Source organism: Pseudomonadota bacterium (assembly GCA_039028155.1).
Lineage (GTDB): Bacteria > Pseudomonadota > Alphaproteobacteria > SP197 > SP197 > JANQGO01.
Window position 1 is genome coordinate 13,920 of the sequence record JBCCIS010000008.1, and the last position, 19,207, is coordinate 33,126.

16 protein-coding genes and 1 other RNA gene are annotated in these 19,207 nt (G+C 63.6%); 12 read left to right on the forward strand and 5 right to left on the reverse strand.

The features are described 5' to 3' along the window. Positions 1-83: 83 nt before the first annotated feature. Positions 84-863, reverse strand: coding sequence for a Stf0 family sulfotransferase (locus AAF563_06175; protein MEM7120842.1), 780 nt, complete (start codon positions 861-863; stop codon positions 84-86). Positions 864-965: 102 nt separating this feature from the next. Continuing rightward, complete coding sequence (locus AAF563_06180) at positions 966-2,309, reverse strand: FAD-binding oxidoreductase (protein MEM7120843.1); 1,344 nt, start codon at positions 2,307-2,309, stop codon at positions 966-968. Between the two features lie 275 nt (positions 2,310-2,584). On the opposite strand from AAF563_06180, the gene AAF563_06185 reads away from it, so the two are divergent. After that, on the forward strand, positions 2,585-3,478 hold the full coding sequence (locus AAF563_06185) for an aminoglycoside phosphotransferase family protein (GenBank protein MEM7120844.1): 894 nt from the start codon (positions 2,585-2,587) through the stop codon (positions 3,476-3,478). A gap of 7 nt (positions 3,479-3,485) precedes the next feature. Here AAF563_06185 and AAF563_06190 read toward each other — a convergent pair whose 3' ends face one another. Both AAF563_06190 and AAF563_06195 read right to left on the reverse strand, forming a co-directional pair. Beyond that, the gene (locus AAF563_06190) at positions 3,486-4,016 is read right to left on the reverse strand and encodes an ACT domain-containing protein (GenBank protein ID MEM7120845.1); all 531 of its coding nucleotides are present in this window, start codon (positions 4,014-4,016) and stop codon (positions 3,486-3,488) included. 72 nt (positions 4,017-4,088) lie between these two features. Continuing rightward, positions 4,089-5,540, reverse strand: coding sequence for an AmpG family muropeptide MFS transporter (locus AAF563_06195; GenBank protein ID MEM7120846.1), 1,452 nt, complete (start codon positions 5,538-5,540; stop codon positions 4,089-4,091). Between the two features lie 171 nt (positions 5,541-5,711). On the opposite strand from AAF563_06195, the gene AAF563_06200 reads away from it, so the two are divergent. After that, complete coding sequence (locus AAF563_06200; protein ID MEM7120847.1) at positions 5,712-7,109, forward strand: DegQ family serine endoprotease; 1,398 nt, start codon at positions 5,712-5,714, stop codon at positions 7,107-7,109. 179 nt (positions 7,110-7,288) lie between these two features. Then, positions 7,289-7,942: a hypothetical protein gene (locus AAF563_06205; protein ID MEM7120848.1), complete on the forward strand. Its 654-nt coding sequence runs from the start codon at positions 7,289-7,291 to the stop codon at positions 7,940-7,942. 130 nt (positions 7,943-8,072) lie between these two features. On the opposite strand, the gene AAF563_06210 is transcribed toward AAF563_06205, so the two are convergent. Continuing rightward, on the reverse strand, positions 8,073-10,100 hold the full coding sequence (locus AAF563_06210; protein MEM7120849.1) for an elongation factor G: 2,028 nt from the start codon (positions 10,098-10,100) through the stop codon (positions 8,073-8,075). 201 nt (positions 10,101-10,301) lie between these two features. On the opposite strand from AAF563_06210, the gene AAF563_06215 reads away from it, so the two are divergent. The 9 genes from AAF563_06215 (at position 10,302) to mraY (ending at position 19,204) form a co-directional block, all read left to right on the forward strand. Further along, on the forward strand, positions 10,302-10,964 hold the full coding sequence (locus AAF563_06215) for an N-acetylmuramoyl-L-alanine amidase (GenBank protein ID MEM7120850.1): 663 nt from the start codon (positions 10,302-10,304) through the stop codon (positions 10,962-10,964). 35 nt (positions 10,965-10,999) lie between these two features. Next, an RNA gene (gene rnpB, locus AAF563_06220) (RNase P RNA component class A) lies at positions 11,000-11,400 on the forward strand. 316 nt (positions 11,401-11,716) lie between these two features. Beyond that, positions 11,717-12,190: a cell division/cell wall cluster transcriptional repressor MraZ gene (locus tag AAF563_06225; protein ID MEM7120851.1), complete on the forward strand. Its 474-nt coding sequence runs from the start codon at positions 11,717-11,719 to the stop codon at positions 12,188-12,190. Continuing rightward, positions 12,183-13,151: a 16S rRNA (cytosine(1402)-N(4))-methyltransferase RsmH gene (gene rsmH / locus AAF563_06230; protein MEM7120852.1), complete on the forward strand. Its 969-nt coding sequence runs from the start codon at positions 12,183-12,185 to the stop codon at positions 13,149-13,151. The genes AAF563_06225 and rsmH overlap by 8 nt, the downstream gene beginning before the upstream one ends. Further along, positions 13,148-13,489, forward strand: a complete 342-nt coding sequence (locus AAF563_06235; protein MEM7120853.1) for a hypothetical protein — start codon at positions 13,148-13,150, stop codon at positions 13,487-13,489. The genes rsmH and AAF563_06235 overlap by 4 nt, the downstream gene beginning before the upstream one ends. Next, positions 13,486-15,243 carry a penicillin-binding protein 2 gene (locus AAF563_06240; GenBank protein MEM7120854.1) on the forward strand — a complete coding sequence of 586 codons (1,758 nt, stop codon included), beginning with the start codon at positions 13,486-13,488 and terminating at the stop codon, positions 15,241-15,243. Before AAF563_06235 ends, AAF563_06240 begins: the two co-directional genes overlap by 4 nt. Next, a complete protein-coding gene (locus tag AAF563_06245; GenBank protein MEM7120855.1) occupies positions 15,221-16,690 on the forward strand; it encodes a UDP-N-acetylmuramoyl-L-alanyl-D-glutamate--2,6-diaminopimelate ligase in 1,470 nt (489 codons plus the stop codon). Before AAF563_06240 ends, AAF563_06245 begins: the two co-directional genes overlap by 23 nt. Beyond that, complete coding sequence (gene murF, locus AAF563_06250; GenBank protein MEM7120856.1) at positions 16,687-18,105, forward strand: UDP-N-acetylmuramoyl-tripeptide--D-alanyl-D-alanine ligase; 1,419 nt, start codon at positions 16,687-16,689, stop codon at positions 18,103-18,105. The genes AAF563_06245 and murF overlap by 4 nt, the downstream gene beginning before the upstream one ends. A 10-nt stretch (positions 18,106-18,115) precedes the next feature. Next, a complete protein-coding gene (mraY, locus tag AAF563_06255; protein ID MEM7120857.1) occupies positions 18,116-19,204 on the forward strand; it encodes a phospho-N-acetylmuramoyl-pentapeptide-transferase in 1,089 nt (362 codons plus the stop codon). Positions 19,205-19,207: the final 3 nt, after the last annotated feature.

A 19,207-nucleotide genomic window follows, 5' to 3' on the forward strand; every position in this document is an offset into this window, starting at 1 on the left:
CGGCGATGCTAGGCCGGTGGTCCCGATGACGCAATCAATGAAATGGTCTCGCTATGGTTGGCCCCATGGCCGAAACGCTCCGCTCAGCCGTTTGCCGCAACACCGTCCTGTTCAGCGCGAAACCGTGTCACCCACTCGTGGTTCGTCCGGTCGAACAGCTTGGCGGTGCCGGGTTCGACACCGCTTGCCGTGTCGGGGTCGAGACCGAGACGCACCAGTACCGATTGCAGAACGCCGACCGGATCGGCCGAGAGGGCCTTATAGGTCACGCGGAACGGTTCTATGTCCTCTCCCGCGAACCAGTCGATCCAGGCCGCGTCCATCGCCATCATCTCGTCGATCTCCTTCTGGATTTGATCGCGGTCGTAGCGAAGCTCTTGGGGTTCGGAAAGGCGTTCAAGTTCGGTTCCGTCGGGTGCCTGGTGCCACAGTCCAGATTGCTGCGCCTTGATATAGGAGACCGCTTGCTCGACCTTGTCGTCTCGCGTCAGGTGAAGGAACTGCGTGCGGCCGAACGCGGCTTCGAAGCGCGCGCGATCCGTGGCGATGTCAGGGTACAGGACTGCGAGCTTCGTTGTGAAGAAGTCGAAGCTGTGGCGCTGCAGTCTGAGCCCGAACATGCCGGTGTCCAGACTGCCCTGCGCGATGGCGGCACGGAACACATCGCGCAAGACTTCAAACTCCGATGCCGATGGATTGGGCGAAAGATCGAGCTCGGTCTGCCAACTCGAAACAGACGGCTCGTGAAAGTAGGACTCTGGATTGCCGGAAACACCGGTCGCGGCCAGCAGCCTGCACAACAGCGTGCTGCCGCTTCTGGGCGACGTGCAAATGACATAGGAGTCGAACGTTGTCGTACTCACGGCCGGGAACCCTCTGTTTCGCGTGCCGGTAACTCGCATGTCCGTCGCGCCAAGGCAACGACATCGGCCCCGGTCCGGTTACTTCCGGCTGGCTTCGGCACGTCACTTCGGCAGTTGAAGAAGCTCCTTCATCAGCCTGACGCCGAACCGTCCTTGGAACTTCAGCTTGCGCAGTGGCGGGATGGCGAAGCGCGGCAGTGGCTGTGACATGGTCGCGGGGATGGCGGTGTTCGCCCGGCCGCTGATCAGACCAGCGATGGTACGTCCCGACCATGTCGCCATGGCGACGCCGTTGCCGTGATAGGCCAGACTATAGAAGACGCCGGGATCATCCTTCACCTCGCCCAGATGTGTCATGCGATCGGCGGTCAGGCAAACAAAGCCGCGCCAGGTGTAATCGAAAGGAACGTCGCGCCAGGCCGGGAACATGGTGGCGACCCGCCGCTTCAAGAACGCCGCCCAACGCTGCCCCGATCCAGGCGAACCGGACATGCCGCCGGCGCCGCCCAGGATCAGGCGCCGGTCCGGCAGAACACGGAAATAGCTGAACATGGTCCTGGTATCGTAGAGCGGCTCCTGCGATGACCAGTTGTGCGCCTTCAGTTCGTCATCGGTTAGTGGCCTGGTCGCGACGATTTGCGAGATTATCGGCAAAAGGCACCCGTCGAAGGCCGGGTGCAGGTCATCGCGGGTAAACCCGTTGGTCGCGACCAGGACCTTCGGTGCCGTCACGCTGCCGCCGGGCGTCAGCAAGCGGTGCTTGCCGCCTTCGCGCCGCCAGCCGGTCACCGGGCTTTGGCCGTGAACAATGGCGCCATGACGCTGGGCGAGCCTGGCAAGCTCGCGTGCATACTTCATCGGATGCAGGCCAAAGCCGAAGGGGAACAGCATGGCGCCATGGACGGCCGGACCGCGATAACCGCGTTCGAAAAACGCCTCGGCCGATAGAAGTTCGCAGTCAAAGCCGCCCAGCTGCCGCCACATGGCGACCTCGTCCTTGAGCTCATCGTTGGCGCGCGGCGTATGGGCGACGCAGTACTCGCCGTCACCCTGGCGATCGATGGCGAGACCCTCGGATGCCGCGAGATCACCGACCAGATCGATCGATGCGCGCTGGGTATCGATGTTCTCGCGCGCGACCTCCGCACCGAACTTCTCGGCGATCTCGTTCGCCCCCAGGCCCGCGCCGCCGAAGCAACAATGCCCGCCATTGCGTCCGGACGCGCCCCAGCCGGGCACGCCGGCCTCCAGAATGCGCACGGACATCTGGCTGTCGCGAAGCAGGTGGTAGGCCGCCGACAGGCCGGTATAGCCGCCGCCGATGATGGCGACGTCGCAGTGTTCGTCACCGTCGAGCGGCGCGCAGTCGGTGACGGGATCGCCGGCGCTTGCTTCCCAATAGCTGCCGACGGCCGCGTCCCGGTCGTACATGACATCGTGATACATGGGGGCCCTCTAAGGTGTAGAACGCGGCAAGGCCCTGCATAACCCATCCCGCTGCCGTCGGCTACGCGGCGGGCGCGGGCAAGAAAAAAGGGGCCGGTGGAACCGGCCCCTTGAAGTTATGCGTGAACAGGGAGGACGCTCATGAAGAGCTTCCACAGAACATAAGGATCCCTTGGGGGTGTGCATGTGACTGCCGTCACGTTTCCCGACTTTTGCCAAAAACCGCCCTTTTTCGTCGCTTTGGGCGGTCGGGCCTTGTTAGTTTTTGGCCCGTCATGTTCGATCCCCTGGTTTTTCTACGCTCCGTCGGCCTTGATTGCGGCAACGACTCGATCGCAGAGCCTCTGGCAGGTGGCTACTGGAACCAGGTCTTTCGCGTCCGTGGTGACGGACGAGACCTTGTTGTTAAGCATTTTGGCGGTTCATCGGTGGAGTCGAGCCTGTTTCCGGTGCTCCCTGATGACGAGGCCCGCGCGCTCGACGTGCTTTCAGGACGTGGCGTAGCGCCCGACCCGGTCGGTTACTATCCCGCCGGCGACGACCACGGCCCGGTCCTGGTCTACGCGTTCTTTGCCGGCCAGATGTGGGATGGTGACGTCGCCGAGGCGGCGGATCTGCTGTCGCGGATCCACAGCGTCGATACCTCGGGATTCCGATTGATGCCCGCATCACCGTCGGCCATTCTTGCCGACGCCGACCGACTGCCCAAGCCGCCGGACGACGACGAGACCTGGCATCGACTGTTGGGACTTCGCCCGGCGGTCACGATCGACGAAGCACCATCACGGCGCGTGCTGGTTCACGGCGACTTCAGCGCCGGCAACATGATCGCAGGTCCGGATGGGGTGCGGAGCATCGACTGGCAGTGTCCGGGTATGGGCGATGCCGCTGAAGACCTCTGGAGTTTTTTGTCGCCGGCCTTCCAGATCCTCTATGACCGCGGGCCCCATGACAGCGACGCCGTCGCTCGCTTTTGTCGCGCCTATGGCGATGACGTCGCCGTGGCCAGGCTCGATCTCTTGGCGCCCTATCTATCCTATCGGTTTGCACACTACTGCTGCTTCAGAACCCACCAGTTGGCCGAGGTCAACCCGGTGGGGAGCGACCGATACGCACGCGCGAGCGACGCCGAGCTCGACGTTCTCGCCCGCCATCAGGCAACGGCTTAGGTCGAGCCTAAACGTCGACCTCTTCGTAATGGAACGTCATCCGCAATTCGCCGGCCGTGTTCGCCACCGTGGCCAGGCAAGCATGGGCGCGTCGTTCGGGCACGAAGACGGCAAACCGGGTGATGTAGTGGTCAGTATCGCTACCGGGAAGCCTTTCTGAGTTCATGCGCACGATGTTGGCGCCGAACTGACCGAAGACCTCGGCCATGCGCGCGACCAGGCCGGGCCGATCCTCGCCGCTGAGCTCGATCCGATGAGTGATATGACCGCTTTCGGCGTGCACGGGACCAAGTTCGAAGCCGGTAACCGACACCTTGCTCTCGGTCATGCCCGGCATGGCGGTGAGTTCGCGCTCGATATCGCTCAGCTTGTGCTGTTCCGGCACATCGGCGAGACAGGTGAACTCCGCCATTTCGCCGAGGACCGCGAAGGTCGTGTCGCCGAGATTGACCTCAAGGTCAAACAGCCGCCCGGCAACATCGGCAATCATGCCTTGCCGGTCGGGGCCGATTACGGAAATCAAAGCGTTTTTTGGCATGGTGTCCCGCGGATCTTGTGCTCGCTCCCACAATGCGTCAAAGGCCAACGTAAATGAAGACTCATCTGCTGATCAGCGCTGGTTTTCAGCGATTGTGACCTGCCCATCAGCAGGCCCCAGCTTGTTGCGCATCAACCAGGCGAGCATAGCGAGGCCAGGCAGAGCGGCGATGGTCGTCAGCACGAAGAAGCCGATCCAGTTGACCTGAAGCGCGACGTCCTCCGGCGGCGGCGTGCCGACCAGCCAGACCCAGGCGCCAGCCCAGTTGACATGTTCGACCAACCAGCCAGCCGGCGACGACATGAAGGTGCGTCCAGCCGCCATGAACGACGTCAGAAGAGCGTATTGGGTCGCCGTATAGGCAACGTTACACAAAGACGACAGGTAGGCGACGAAAGCGGCGGTGCCCATGCCGCCGGCCAGGTTCTCGAAGCTGATGGTCGCGATCAACACCATCGCGTTGTCACCGTACCAAGCCTGTACGGCAAACATCAGGTTGGATATGGCCTGTAGGATGCCGCAGATCCACAGGCTCTTCAGAATACCAAGTGCTCGGATCAGGTATCCGCCGACAAAGACGCCAATCATCGTGGCGGCGAAACCGTAGACCTTGGCGATCTCGGCCAGTTGTGCCTTGGTGAAACCGATCTTCAAGATGAACGGCGTCGTCATGGTTCCGGCCAGCGCATCGCCGAACTTGTAGAGCAGCACAAAGAGCAGAATCGCGATGGCGCCGGGGCGCGTCAGAAACTCCAGGAACGGTGCGACAACGGCGCTGTAGAGCCACTGGCCGGCTTCTTGGATCAACGAAGGACCTTGCCCGACAAGGCGCGAGAACTCTTGCCGGCGCAGCGTGTCTTCGGCTTCGCGCTCGACCTTGTCGTCCGGCTCGCGCGACACCAGCACCGTGACGACGCCGACGCCGAGCAGCGCTGCCATGGCGAGGTAGCTCAAGGACCAGCCGTAGTACTCGGCCAGGATCAACGCGCCGGCTCCCGAGACCAGCATCGCGATCCGGTAGCCGCCGATGATCATGGCCGCGCCGGCGCCCTGTTGGCGGTCGTCCAGGCTTTCGATACGAAAGGCGTCGATGACGATGTCCTGGCTGGCCGACAGGAAACTGACGGCAACCGCCAGTCCCGCGATAAGCCAGGGTGAATGCGCGGGATCGGTGAGGGCCATGATGATAATGGCCGCGCCCAGCAGCATCTGAACAGTTAACAGCCAGCCGCGGCGGCGCCCAAAAACACGGCTCATAAGGGGTAATGGCAGCCGATCGATCACGGGCGCCCACAAAAACTTGAAGCCGTATGGCGTCCCCACCAGGGCGAAGAAACCGATGATCGTAAGGTCGATATCGACGTCCGTGAGCCAGGCGGCGAGCGTCGCGCCGGTCAGCGCAAGCGGCAAACCGCTTGAAAAACCAAGGAAAAGTACGGCGAGGACACGCGGCTCAAGATAGACCGCGAAATGGCGCAACCAGGGGTTACCGCCGTGGTCGTCTCGCTTGTCGGCTGTTATCATGCGGTCGGGAACCTAAAAGACCCTACACAGGTTTGTGAAGCCCGCGCCCCGGTTTTGCCACGAACCGAACTTAGATCGAGCGGGAAGGTGGCGCGGCCTGCGGCCGTGCCCAAATTTATGCCCGGAACGCCCCCACCGCGAGACCGGGTCAGACAAGATCTTGGAGGAAACATGCGCGTACGTTCAGCCTTTCTGACGGCGCTGGTTGTTGTGGTCGGCGTCGCCGGCGCAGCGGTTGCCCGAGCCGACTCGGTCATACCGTTTACCAACGCTGAAGGCGAGCCGACCCTGGCGCCGATCATCAAAGAGATCGGCCCGGCCGTCGTCAACATTGCAACCGAGGGCACCGTCAAGGGCGGTTCAGAGAACCCGCTGCTCGACGACCCGTTCTTTGAGCAATTCCTGCCCAATGCGCCGCAAGGCAACCAACAGGGCCGCCCGGCCAACAGCGTCGGCTCTGGTGTCATCGTCGATGCCGACAAGGGCTACATCATCACCAACCATCACGTCATTCAGCATGCCGACAAGATCTATGTCACGCTGACCGACCGACGCCAGCTCGAAGCCGAGCTGGTCGGTTCCGATTCCGAGACCGACATCGCCGTGCTCAAGGTCGAGCCGATGGCATTGACCCATCTGGAGATCGGTGACTCCGACCGGCTTGAAGTCGGCGACTTCGTCGTCGCGATCGGCAACCCGTTCGGCCTGGGTCAGACCGTGACCATGGGCATCGTCAGCGCGGTTGGCCGCAGCGGTTTGGGCATCGAAGGTTACGAGGACTTCATCCAGACCGACGCGTCGATCAATCCAGGTAACTCCGGCGGCGCGCTTGTCACCCTTTCCGGTCAGGTGATCGGTATCAACACCGCGATCCTGGGCAGCTCGGGCAACATCGGTATCGGCTTTGCCATTCCGATCAACATGGCCACCAACATTATGGATCAGATCATCGAGCACGGCTCGGTGCAGCGTGGCCTGTTGGGCGTGAACATCCAGGATCTGACGCCTGATCTGGCTGGCGCCATGGGCGTCGATGCCAACGGTGGTGCGCTCGTCGCGCGTGTCTTCCCCGAATCCGCGGCCGCGGCCGCCGGTATCGTCGAGGGCGACGTCATCACCCAGGTCAACGGCGACGACGTTCACGACGCCAGCGATCTGCGCAACGCCATCGGCCTTATGAGGGTCGGCGAGACCGCCGATCTGACAGTCCTGCGCGACGGCAAGGAAGTCGACATTGCCGCCGTCATCAAGCCGCGTGAGGAAGCCGAGGTGGCCTCGCTTGAGGTCCCGGCCGAGGTCGCGGAAGGTCCGTCCCTGGCGGGCGCGACCTTTGGCCCGATCGATCCGATGCTGGGCTATCCCGACGATGTCGTCGGTGTGCAGGTCCTGACGGTCGAACCCAACAGCGATGCCTTTCGTGCCGGTTTGCGCGAGGGCGACGTGGTGACAGAGGTCAACCGTGAGCCGGTCGCCGACATCAAGGATCTGATGGCCGAGGCCGAGGAGGCGAGCGAGCAGCTTCTGCTGCACGTGCGCCGCGGTGAGGCCGCCTTCTACGTCCTGATTTAGTTCCGGGGGAAGAAGCCCGGCGTTTACCGGGACACCTCTTGTAACCCTTGGCGGGCGGGGCCGGTATCGACCCCGCCCGTTTTGTTTGCGCGCTCACGATTGATTTGATGGTCCGTTCGATGGTCGCCGCCGTAACATCGCTACCCGGATACCGGATCAATTTGACAAGGGACGGACATATGCTCTCGGCGATTAGGCGCGCGGTGCCGCGCATTTTCAGGAACGGCCTGCTGGGATCTCTCGCCGCCGTCATCCTGGCCTCGGCTTCCGCTCAGGCGGAAACGTTGTTTGTCCGCATACCGACCCAGTACATCGCCGCGTTGGGCGACTCATCGTCCACATCCGGCACGGATGCGGGAACGTGGGGCCTCTGGCCCGTGGATCCCGGCCCGCGCGGGGTCTGGACCACGGACTATGACGACCTGGTCGCCAACGAGGGCGTGGCGCCAAGCGGCTGGCAATTCAACAGTTCCGCGTGGTGGCTGGAAGAGAACGGACTGATCATGGAAGCGCCAAGGTTTCCACTACCAGCTGGGCAGTATGTCGTGACTGGTGGACGCGACGTGACGTCGGTGCTGACGGTCGAGCCAGCCGATGAAACGGGAACACAAGCCTGGAGCCTGGCCGATGGCGCGACGATTTATGACGTCACTCACCTGGGCTGCCGCGCCGCGCTCTACACCGCGCGAAGCGACGGTGAAACCTGCACGCCCGACAAGACACCCAGGGACGTGTTCCCGATGAGTCCGGGCGTTTCCATGCCCACGGTCGACGGCTGCGACAAGCGCGACTATCAGGTCCTGATTGTCGTCGGCATGCTGATCGAAACCTGAGACGATCAGGCTTGGTTCAGACGACGGCCTAGCTGAAGCCGGGTGAGGCGAGGGGTCACGCCAACAGATTGGCTACCTGTTGAGCACGACCCCTCACTTAGTCCTTTGGTCCACGAGACGGGTGTGCGCCCTACGCCGCTTCCAGCTGTTCCTTGCGGTCTTCGACAACCTGATCGGCGACGCGTCCCGACAGCTCCTGCAGATGATCGAAGCTGGCGGTGTAGGATGCCACGCCCTGGCTCAATGATCTGAGCTCGGCGACCAGGTCCTGGATCTCCGATTGCGGCATGTGGGCGGTGACGGTGTCCCAGCCCTTCCAGCCTTCGCGAACCTCGTAGCCCAGGAGTTGACCGCGACGGCCGGTGACCAACTGCTGCACCTTCGATGTCGCCGTATTGGGGGCGTGGATGTGCACCTCCATGATCGGCTCCAACAGGACGGGGTTGCAGTTCGGCATGCCTTCGCTCATCGCCGTGCGGGCGGCGAGCTTGAACGCCATCTCGTTGGAGTCGACGTCGTGATACTTGCCGTCGAACAGTTCGACCGAGACGTCGACCACGGGAAATCCGAGCGGTCCGCGTTCGAGATACTCCTTCACGCCGGCTTCCACAGCCGGGATGTACTGGCGAGGCACCGAGCCACCTGAGATCGAGTTGACGAACTCGAACCCGTTGCCGCGCGCCAGCGGTTTGATGTTGACGTGCACGTCACCAAACATGCCGCTGCCCCCGGTCTGGCGTTTGAAACGGCCGTGCTGGGTGACCGGCTTGCGGATCGCCTCACGGTAGGGCACGCGCGGCCGTTCGGACGTGACCGCAACGCCGTAACGTTCACGCAGTTTCTCGAAGGCGACGTTCAGGTGCATGTCGCCCTGGCCCCAGAGGACGAGCTGGTTGATATCGCTGTTCTGCTCGGCGATCAGCGAGGGATCCTCGTCCTGGATCTTCTGCAGCGCCGCCGACAGCTTGACCTCGTCGTCACGCCGCTCGGCATGGATCGCCAAGCCGTACAGGCGCGGCAGTTCTTCGGCACGCGGGATCTCGTCGGCCGATGACGGTGCGGCTCCGCCGATCAACAGCGTGTCGCCGGTACGGGCTTCGTCAAGGCGGCCAAAGGCAACGATGTCGCCGGCCTCGGCTTTGTCGACCTTGTCCTGGTTAGCGCCCATCATGTGATACATGCCGCCGATGCGCTCGCCGTTGACCGTTTCGCCGTCCTTGATTGTGCCGGCCCATACGCGCGCCAGCGAGAGTTTGCCGCCGTGTGGCGTGTGGAACGTCTTGAGCACCTGCGCTGAGGGTTTGGTTTTTTCGATGCCGCGATGCTCCACGGTCGTCGACGCGTCCGGTGTCCACTCGGCGAGATGTTGCAACAGACGGCGCACACCGTTCTCCTGCTCGGCGGCGCCGATCAGGACCGGAACGAGATTGCCGTCGCCGAGGGTGTCGTGCAGGTCGTTGATGACCTCCTCGACCGAAGGGATCTCGTCCTCCAGCAGCTTCTCAAGCAGCGTGTCGTCGAAGTCGGCGAGGGTCTCCAGCATCATGGTGCGCGCTTCCTGCTCGCGCTCCTTGACGGAGTCCGGCATCTCGGTTTCTTCCGATGCCGCGCCTGACTTGTAGTTGTATGCCTGTTCGGTCACCAGGTCGACGTAACCGGTGACGTGTTCACCATCGCGCACCGGGACCTGATTGATCAGCAGGGGTTTGTCGGAGACTTCCTGCATGGCCGGGATCAGGTCGCGCATCATCGTCGCGGTGCGGTCCATCTTGTTGATGAAGACGATATGCGGAATGTCGTTCTCGCTGAGGAAACGGAAGATCGGGGCCAGTGTCGTGGCGCGCTCGATAACCGGTTCGTAAACGACGACGGCGGCGTCGCAACCAATCAGCGCGTTGCGCGCTTCGGCCTGAAACTCGATGGAGCCCGGGCAGTCGAGAAAGTTGAAGGTGACGTCATCGAATGTGGCGCGCGCGGCGCTGACCTCAGTGCTCATCTGGCGCGCGCGGGCCTCCGGCGCGCTGTCGCCGACCGAATTGCCGTCCTTGACCGTACCCTTGCGGCCGATCGCGCCGCTGACGAACAGCATGCTCTCCAGAAGCGTGGTCTTGCCACTCAATGAGGGGCCGACAATAGCGACATTTCTAACGTCAGACATGGAACCTCCCTGCATCTCGTTTATCGCCGTCCCGTCCTCTATGGCGGGACTTTCCAACGGGCTGGCGATAGTCTGCGGCAAACTCAAAGCCATGGCGAGTCCTGCGCGAGCCGTTTCATGCCCTCTATTTCCCGGCCCCTGACAGTGATCGAGAGAGCCTCGCCCAATCATGGACCGCGGCCCCCCGAAACCGCCATTTCCATGCTGGTTCTGCATTACACCGGAATGCAGACGGCGGAGGATGCGCTTGAGCGTCTGACGGCACCGGAGGCCGGCGTCAGCGCCCACTACCTGATCGACCGGGCGGGCCAGCTCTTCCGCCTTGTCCCGGAGACGGAGCGGGCGTGGCATGCCGGTGTTTCGCACTGGCGCGGCATCAGCGACGTCAACAGCGCCTCGATCGGCATCGAACTGGAGAACAAGGGCCACGAGTTCGGGCCCGAGCCCTATCCGGCGGCCCAGATGGCGACACTGGTGGCGCTGGCTGGCGACATCGTGACGCGCCATTGCATCGAGGCCAGAAACGTAGTCGGGCACAGCGATATCGCGCCGTCGCGCAAGCAGGATCCCGGCGAATGGTTCGACTGGGCCGCTCTGGCGGCGGCGGGCATCGGGCTGTGGCCCGCGCCACGGCCGTCGCGCGGCCGGATCCTCACCACCGGCGACCAGGGCGAGGATGTCGAGCGGTTTCAGGCGGCGCTGGCGACCTATGGCTACGGATTGGTGGCCGATGGCCGCTTCGGACCGGTCAGCCGTGCGACTGTCGTGGCGTTCCAGCGTCATTTCCGGCCCCAAAACGTCGATGGTGTCGCCGATTTGGAGACCCTTGACCGTCTGGCCGGTCTGCTTTCGATGCTGGATTGACCCGCAAAGCCCGGAAGACTACGTAGAAAGCCGGTCCAGACGGCCGGATGGTCGCCTTCGGCACGGTTTCGTGCCGGGGGAGGAAAGTCCGGGCTCCACGGAAACACGGTGCCGGGTAACACCCGGCGGGGGCGACCCCAGGGAAAGTGCCACAGAAAGTAAACCGCCTGCGCGTCTCAGGGCTCAGCGGGTAAGGGTGAAAGGGTGCGGTAAGAGCGCACCGCGGCGCCGGCGACGGCGCCGGCATGGTAAACCCCACCGGGAGCAAGACCGAATAGGGGCGGCAATCGGCGGTTTTTGGCCGCCAAGGGCCTGTTTTCGGCTCGCCGCCCGGGTTGGTCGCGCGAGGCGTCCGGTAACGGGCGTCCCAGATGAATGGCCATCGTCCGGCCCCAAAGGTCGGATACAGAACCCGGCTTACAGGCCGTCTGAACCGTTTCTTTTTGCGATAACTGGCAGCCGGAACAATCAATACACAGTTAAGTAATGAAACAAAAAGGGAACATACTGGACATCTACATGTAGTACCTGCATAATGTCAGACTACGAGACCTTGATCGTGGGAACGAGCATCGGATGCAGGAAAGCAATCGAGCAAAAGAGAAAGCACCGTTAGCCCAGGGATTTACTTGGTAATGGCATTGACGCCCATGTAGTCCCATGATATCCCATGCTGTCCCAACGGTTACATGGTGTCGGCATGCGCAGCCAATACCCGGCCGCCGGGACACGGCGGGCAAGGGGATGGCGACGTGCCAGTATTCGTCGGGACACACATCAACAAGATCGATCGCAAGGGGCGGGTCTCTGTGCCTGCCGCGTTTCGTGGTGTGCTCGCCAGCCAGACCCAGCCCGGTATCTATGTCATGCGCTCTATCCGTAGGGTTCAGGCGCTTGACGCGTTCGCCCCCGATGCTTTTGCCGATCTCGCCAACAGTATTTCGAACCCGTTTGCCGCCAAACATGAAGACGTCACCAGCGCCATCTTTGGCGCCGCGATCCACTTGCCGTGCGACAGTGAAGGACGGATGGGCATCCCCGACCATCTCCGTGACTTCGCCGGTATTGTCGATCAGGCGTGTTTTATTGGTCGCGGTCCGTTCTTCCAGATTTGGGAACCTGAAGCCGGTCTGCGTTTCCAGGAGGAGGCGTTCCAGCGGGTCTCCGACAACCCCGCCGACGTCGAGCTTGCCTTCGCCAGCAAGCTGGGAGGCGGCGATGGCTGAGCGGCCCACCGAAAACGTACACGTGCCGGTTCTGCTGGATGAAGTCCTGGCGGTGCTGGCGCCGGCTGATGGCGAGACCCATGTCGACGGCACCTTTGGCGGCGGCGGTTACAGCCACGCCATGCTGGATGCTGCCGACTGCATGGTGGTCGGCATCGACCGCGATCCCGAGGCGATCATCCGTGGCGAGGCGCTGGCGGCCCAGTACGGTCCGCGTCTGACCTTGGTCCAGGGCGCGTTCTCGTCGATGGACCGACTGCTCGCCGATCGGGCGATCCCGGTCGTTGACGGCGTCGTGCTCGACATCGGCGTCTCATCCAACCAGCTCGACGATGCCGTGCGCGGTTTCTCGTTCCGTGCCGACGGCCCGCTCGACATGCGCATGGAGCCGGTCGGCGAGGACGCGGCCGATGTGGTCAATCGGCTCGACGAGCGCGATCTCGCTGCGATGATCGCCAAGCTTGGCGAGGAGCGCCGGGCCCGCGCCGTCGCCCGCGCCATTGTCGCGGCGCGCCAGAATTCACCGATCACCCGCACCGGCGAGCTTGCCGATATCGTGCGTTCGGTCGTGCGCCCATCGGCCGATGGCATCGATCCGGCGACGCGGACCTTCCAGGCGCTCAGGCTCTATGTGAACGACGAGCTCGGCGAACTGGAGCGCGGTCTGGCTGCGGCCGAGCGCGTCCTTCGCGCCGGTGGCCGTCTGGTCGTCGTTGCCTTCCATTCGCTCGAAGACCGCATCGTCAAGAAGTTCCTGCAGGAGCGCAGTGGTGCCGCGGCCCGGCCTAGCCGGCATCTTCCCGACCTGCCCGACGCTGCGCGCGCGCCGAGCTTCCGCCTGATCGGCAGGAAGCCGGTGACGGCGGGCGAAGCTGAAGTGCGCGACAACCCGCGCGCCCGTTCGGCGCGTCTGCGCGCGGCGGTGCGGACGGACGCGCCGGCATGGGCGGAGGCGGCATGATGCGACGCGGAAGCCCGATATGGATGGTGGCCGCGGTTGGCGCGGCTGTGGCGGCCTTCGTCATCAAGTACGAGGTGCGCAGCCTGGAAGACGAGCTGGCGCGGCTGGAAACCGAGCTGGTCGACCGGCGCGAGGCCATTCACGTGCTGCGGGCCGAGTGGAGCTATTTGAACCGGCCTGACCGTCTGACCGAACTCGCCGAACGCCATCTCGATCTGGTGCCGATGGCGCCGGCCCAGATGGGCGTCTTGGTCGACGTGCCTTACCGGCCGAACGGACTGCCCGACTACGTGCTGACGCCGTCCATCTCGTTGGTCACCTTCGAGGCGACACAATGAGCGACCACGCGCACAACGATCGCCAGTGGTATGGCGGCGCCATGGAGCCGCAACCGACGCTGCGTCTTGAAGGGGCGATCAAGCAGGCGGCAGACATCTGCCGATCGCGCCTGGTTGTGCTGACCGTTGTCTTCTGCGCGGCGTTTCTGTTGATTGCCGGCCGCCTTGTCGAGGTGATGTTGATCGAGGCCGGCGACAGCGACGCGCTTGCCTATAGCACCGCGTTGGCGCCCATCGGACGCGCCGACATTGTCGATCGCAACGGCATGTTGCTGGCGACCGATCTGCCGACCGCCTCGCTCTATGCCAATCCGCGCGTCGTGATCGACGCGGAAGAAGCAGCGGTGATGTTGGAATCGGCGCTGCCCGATATCGATTTCGATGAGGTCGTCGCCAAACTCTCCACCGACCGCGGTTTTGTCTGGCTGAAGCGCAACCTGACGCCGCGCCAGCAGGCCGACATCCACGCGCTCGGTATCCCGGGGCTGGGGTTTGTGCGGGAGGAGCGGCGGATCTACCCGCAAGGTCACCTGGCCGCCCATGTCGTCGGCTTTACCGATATCGACCGTCATGGTCTTGCCGGTGCCGAGCAGGCATTTGATCATGAACTGCAGGCGCGCGCCGAGGCCGACGAAACGCCGTTGGCTTTGTCGATCGATCTGCGCTTCCAGCAGATCGTGCGTGAAGAACTGACGGCGACGATCGATCGCTTCGGCGCCATTGGCGGTACCGGCATCGTGCTGGACGTGCATACCGGCGAAGTGCTGGCCATGGTCTCCTTACCCGACTTCGACAGCAACCGCGCTGGCGAAGCGCACGAGGACACCCGCTTCAACCGCGCGACGCTGGGCGTTTATGAGGTCGGTTCGGTTTTCAAGGTATTCACCGCGGCCATGGCGCTCGATGCCGGTCTGGTAAACATGACGAGCGGCTATGACGCGACGGACCCAATCCGCATCTCGCAGTTCACGATCCGCGATTACAAGCCGAAGAACCGCTGGCTGTCGCTGCCGGAGATCCTGATCTATTCGTCGAACATTGGCGCGGCCAAGATGGCGCTCGATGTCGGTGCCGAAGGCCAGCAGGCGTTCTTGCAGCGCGTCGGCCTTCTGTCGACATCGCAGCTTGAGCTGCCGGAAAACGCGCTGCCCATGGCGCCCTCGCCATGGCGCGAGATCAACACGATGACCATCGGCTTCGGCCACGGTATCGCCGTGACGCCGATCCAGGTCGCGAGCGCCATGGCCGCCATGGTCAACGGCGGCACGCTCTATCAGCCGACGATCCTGCGTTGGACATCCGACCAGTCGCCGCCGGGCGTTCAGGTGATCCGGCCGGAGACGTCGGAGGCCGTGCGCATGCTGATGCATCTGGTCGTCGAGTACGGCAGCGGTCGCAAGGCGCAGGTCGACGGCTATCTGATCGGTGGCAAGACCGGCACGGCCGAGAAGCTGGATAGCTGGGGCGGATACAACGAGGACAAACTGCTGTCGTCGTTCGTCTCGGCGTTCCCGATCGACGATCCCCAGTACATCGTTCTGGCGATGATCGACGAGCCCAATGGCATCGAGGAGACCTACGGCTATGCGACCGGCGGTTGGACCGCGGCGCCGACGGTCGGAAACATCATCGCGCGTATCGGTCCGCTTGCTGGTTTTGCGCCCGACGAAAACGCCATGCCTGATTTGCCACAGGCGGTGGCCGGACAAGATTTGGAACTGGAGGCCATTCTTGCGGCTTACGGCGCTCATTAACGGTCTCGACCTCACGGTCGAACGCTGCGGCGGGGATGTCGACATCCTGGGCTTAAGCGCTGACTCGCGCGACTGCGCGCGCGACTATCTGTTCGCGGCCGTGCCGGGCGTCGAGACCGATGGCCGCCGTTTCATCGACAACGCGGTATCGCGTGGCGTGGCCTGCGTGCTGACAACACCGGATGCGGCGTCGAAGGTGACACAAGACAACGTCTCGGTTCTGACCAGCGACCGGCCGCGCCGGGCGCTCGCGCAAATGGCCGCGCGTTTTTTCGGCGACCAGCCGGAGCGCGCCGTCGCCGTGACCGGAACGAACGGCAAAACGTCGGTCGCCGTCTTCTGCGCGCAGCTGTGGCGTGCCTTGGGAATCAAGGCGGCGGCGGTCGGTACCCTGGGCGTGTGCGGCAATGGGTACCGCGCCAGTCTTGCGCACACGACGCCTGATCCGGTGACCTTGCACAAGGTGTTGGCCGATCTTGGCGTGCGCGATTTCAAGCGCGTCGCGCTGGAAGCATCCAGCCACGGTCTCGATCAGAACCGTGTCGACGGTGTGCGTCTGTCTGCCGCCGGCTTTACCAATCTGACCCAAGATCACTACGACTATCATCCGAACTTCGATGCCTACCGGGACGCCAAGTTCAGCTTGTTCGGATTGGTCGAGGCGGACGGTGTCGCGGCGCTGAATGCCGACAGCGATCAGTTTGAAGCGATTGCCGCCGTGTGTCGCGACAACGGCTTGCACGTGGTCGGTTATGGCCACTCAGGCAACGACCTGCGACTTGTCGACAGCCGCTATCGCGGTCCGGTGCAGATCCTGACGATCGAGGCTGACGGCGAGCGCATCGACACGGAATTGCCGCTGCCCGGACACTTCCAGGCCATGAACGCCTTGTGTGCTGCGGCCATGGTCGCAGGCGTCGAAGGCGTTGAGGTCACGCGCGTGCTGGAACTGCTGCCGTCGCTTGCGGGCGTGCGTGGACGCTTGGAGCGTGTCGCCGAACATCCTGACGGCGGTCCGATCTATGTCGACTATGCGCATACGCCGGATGCACTGCAGACCGTGTTGGCGGAAGTTCGTCCCGCGGTGACCGGCAAGCTGTTTGTTGTTTTCGGCTGCGGTGGTGATCGTGACCGCGACAAACGCGCGCGCATGGGCGCGATCGCCGCGCGCCTTGCCGACAAAGTGTTTGTCACCGACGACAATCCACGCACCGAGAAACCAGCCGACATTCGCCAGGAGATCATGGTTGGCTGCCCCGACGCGACCAATGTCGATGGCCGTGCGGAGGCGATCCGCGCTGCGGTCGGCGAGATGACGGATGGCGACGTCCTGGTCGTTGCCGGCAAGGGGCACGAGCAGGGCCAGATCGTCGGCAAGCAGGTTCTGCCGTTCGATGACGGCGACGAAGTGCGTCGCGCGGTCGACGACCTGGGGCGCGCGGCATGACGGGGCCCGTGCTTTGGAACGACCGCGATGCGGCGGCGGCGACCGGCGGCGAGAGCCTGCAGTCGTGGTCGGCTTTCGGTGTCGCATTCGACAGCCGCCAGATCGCGCCGGGTGATCTGTTCGTCGCGCTTAATGGTGAAACGTCGGACGGTCACAAGTATGTCGGTCAGGCTCTCGACGGCGGCGCGGCGGCGGCTATGGTGGCGCGTACGTTCGATCATGGTCATCCGGCGCCGCTGCTGCTGGTGCCCGACACGATGGCCGGTCTGAACGATCTCGCGCGCGCTGCCCGCGCGCGCTGCGCTGGACGCATTTGCGCGATCACCGGCAGCGTCGGCAAGACCGGCACCAAGGAAATGCTGCACCATGTGTTGGCGCGCCAGGGTGCAGCCCATGTCAGCGAGAAGAGCTTCAACAATCACGTGGGAACCCCGCTCAGCCTGGCACGTATGCCGGCGGCGACGCGATTCGGCGTTTTCGAGATCGGCATGAATGCGCCGGGCGAAATCGCGCCCTTGTCCGGTTTGGTGCAACCGAACATCGCCGTCATCACCACGATCGAGATGGTGCACGGCGCGACCTTCGACGGGATCGACGGCATCGCTGCTGAGAAGGCCGATATCTTCAACGGCCTCACGGAAGATGGCGTTGCAGTCATTAACGGTGATAGTGCGTTTGCGGACTACCTGACCCAATGTGCGATTGACGCCGGTGCCGCGCGCATCGTGCGGTTCGGCGAAACAGACGGCTGCGATGTCAGGTTGCTTGACTGGCGGTTGGGTGACAGGGGCACCGTCGTCAAAGCCGATGTCTTCGGGCGGTCGATCGAATACCAACTCGGGTTCTGGGGCCGCCACCAAGCGCTCAACAGTCTGGCTGTGCTGGCCGTTGTTGTGCTGATGGATGCCGATGTCGACCAAGCCGCCGCCGCCTTGAGTTCGGTGGCGCCGCCGCCCGGGCGTGGCCAGCGCCATCGCGCAACGATCGACGGCGGTGACGTCCTCGTCATCGACGAGTCCTATAACTGCAGCCCAGCTGCCCTGCACGCCGCGCTCGGTGTGTTGCGTGCGACCCCGGTCGGCGACGGTGGCCGGCGCGTCGCGGTGATTGGCGACATGCTGGAGCTGGGTGACCAGAGCGCGGCGCTTCACGTCGCGCTGGCCGAGCAAATTCTGGAAAGCGCCGACCTCGTTGTGCTGATCGGGGACGAGGTCGCTCATACGAAACAAGCCCTGCCTGCCGAACGTTGTGTGGCGCACGTCCAGGCCGCGAGCGATGCGCTCGCGCCGGTCGTCGACGTCTTGCGGGCGGGCGATGTGGTGATGGTCAAGGGGTCGAGGCGCGTGGGTCTGGAGACCGTTGTCGAGGCGCTGTTGCGGCAGGGCGCCGCGCAGCCCATGGTCGGCAACGGGTAGGGGGCGAACCATGCTGTTCAATCTCCTTTCGCCTCTGTCCGATGATATCGGTGCGCTCCGGTTGTTCTCGTTCATCACGTTTAGGACCGGCGGCGCGATTTTGACGGCGCTTCTGATCAGCCTGATCTTTGGGCCGCTGGTGATCCGCTGGCTGAAGTCGGTGCAAGGCAAGGGCCAGCCCATCCGCAGTGACGGACCGGAGAGTCACATCATCACAAAGGCCGGCACACCGACCATGGGTGGCGTCTTGATCTTGCTGTCGCTGGGTGTCGCCACGTTGCTGTGGGCCGACCTGTCGAACGGCTTCGTCTGGATCGTCCTGCTGCTGACCCTGGGCTTCGGCGCCATCGGTTTTGCCGACGACTACCTGAAGGTCACCCACCAAACCAGCAAGGGTCTGTCGGGCTACGTCAAACTGGCGATGGAAATCGTGCTGGCCTTGGTCGCGGCGTTCGCCATCGCCGCGTTGACCGAGAGCCACATGTCGTCCCATCTGGCCATGCCGTTCCTGAAAGATGTCCTGATCAACTTCGGCTGGATGTTTGTCGTCGTCGTTGTGTTCGTGATCGTCGGCGCGTCGAACGCGGTGAACCTGACCGACGGGCTGGATGGCCTGGCGATCGGCCCGATCATCATCGCGGCCATGACGTTCGGCATCATCTGCTATCTCGCCGGCAACACGGTCTATGCGTCATACCTGCAGCTGCCGCTGGTCGTTGGCGCCGGCGAGCTGGCTGTCTTGTGCGGCGCGATGGTCGGCGCCGGGCTCGGCTTCCTGTGGTTCAACGCGCCACCGGCCATGGTGTTCATGGGCGATACCGGCAGCCTGGCCAGCGGCGCCGCGCTGGGCAGCATTTCGGTCGTGACCAAGCATGAGCTGGTGCTGGCGATCGTCGGCGGTCTCTTTGTGTTGGAGACGGTTTCGGTGATTGTCCAGGTCGCTTCGTTCAAGGCGACCGGGCGCCGCGTATTCCGTATGGCCCCGATCCATCATCACTTCGAAAAAATGGGCTGGGCTGAACCGACAATCGTGATCCGCTTCTGGATCATCGCCATCATCCTGGCGCTTGTCGGTCTTGCCACGCTGAAGTTGAGGTGAGCC

Bases quoted from the DNA above. Each gene is read 5' to 3' on its own strand.
- AAF563_06180 (MEM7120843.1), bottom strand. From the start codon at position 2,309: ATGTATCACGATGTCATGTACGACCGGGACGCGGCCGTCGGCAGCTAT.
- AAF563_06185 (MEM7120844.1), top strand. From the start codon at position 2,585: ATGTTCGATCCCCTGGTTTTTCTACGCTCCGTCGGCCTTGATTGCGGC.
- AAF563_06190 (MEM7120845.1), bottom strand. From the start codon at position 4,016: ATGCCAAAAAACGCTTTGATTTCCGTAATCGGCCCCGACCGGCAAGGC.
- AAF563_06195 (MEM7120846.1), bottom strand. From the start codon at position 5,540: ATGATAACAGCCGACAAGCGAGACGACCACGGCGGTAACCCCTGGTTG.
- AAF563_06200 (MEM7120847.1), top strand. From the start codon at position 5,712: ATGCGCGTACGTTCAGCCTTTCTGACGGCGCTGGTTGTTGTGGTCGGC.
- AAF563_06205 (MEM7120848.1), top strand. From the start codon at position 7,289: ATGCTCTCGGCGATTAGGCGCGCGGTGCCGCGCATTTTCAGGAACGGC.
- AAF563_06210 (MEM7120849.1), bottom strand. From the start codon at position 10,100: ATGTCTGACGTTAGAAATGTCGCTATTGTCGGCCCCTCATTGAGTGGC.
- AAF563_06215 (MEM7120850.1), top strand. From the start codon at position 10,302: ATGCTGGTTCTGCATTACACCGGAATGCAGACGGCGGAGGATGCGCTT.
- rsmH (MEM7120852.1), top strand. From the start codon at position 12,183: ATGGCTGAGCGGCCCACCGAAAACGTACACGTGCCGGTTCTGCTGGAT.
- AAF563_06235 (MEM7120853.1), top strand. From the start codon at position 13,148: ATGATGCGACGCGGAAGCCCGATATGGATGGTGGCCGCGGTTGGCGCG.
- AAF563_06240 (MEM7120854.1), top strand. From the start codon at position 13,486: ATGAGCGACCACGCGCACAACGATCGCCAGTGGTATGGCGGCGCCATG.
- murF (MEM7120856.1), top strand. From the start codon at position 16,687: ATGACGGGGCCCGTGCTTTGGAACGACCGCGATGCGGCGGCGGCGACC.
- mraY (MEM7120857.1), top strand. From the start codon at position 18,116: ATGCTGTTCAATCTCCTTTCGCCTCTGTCCGATGATATCGGTGCGCTC.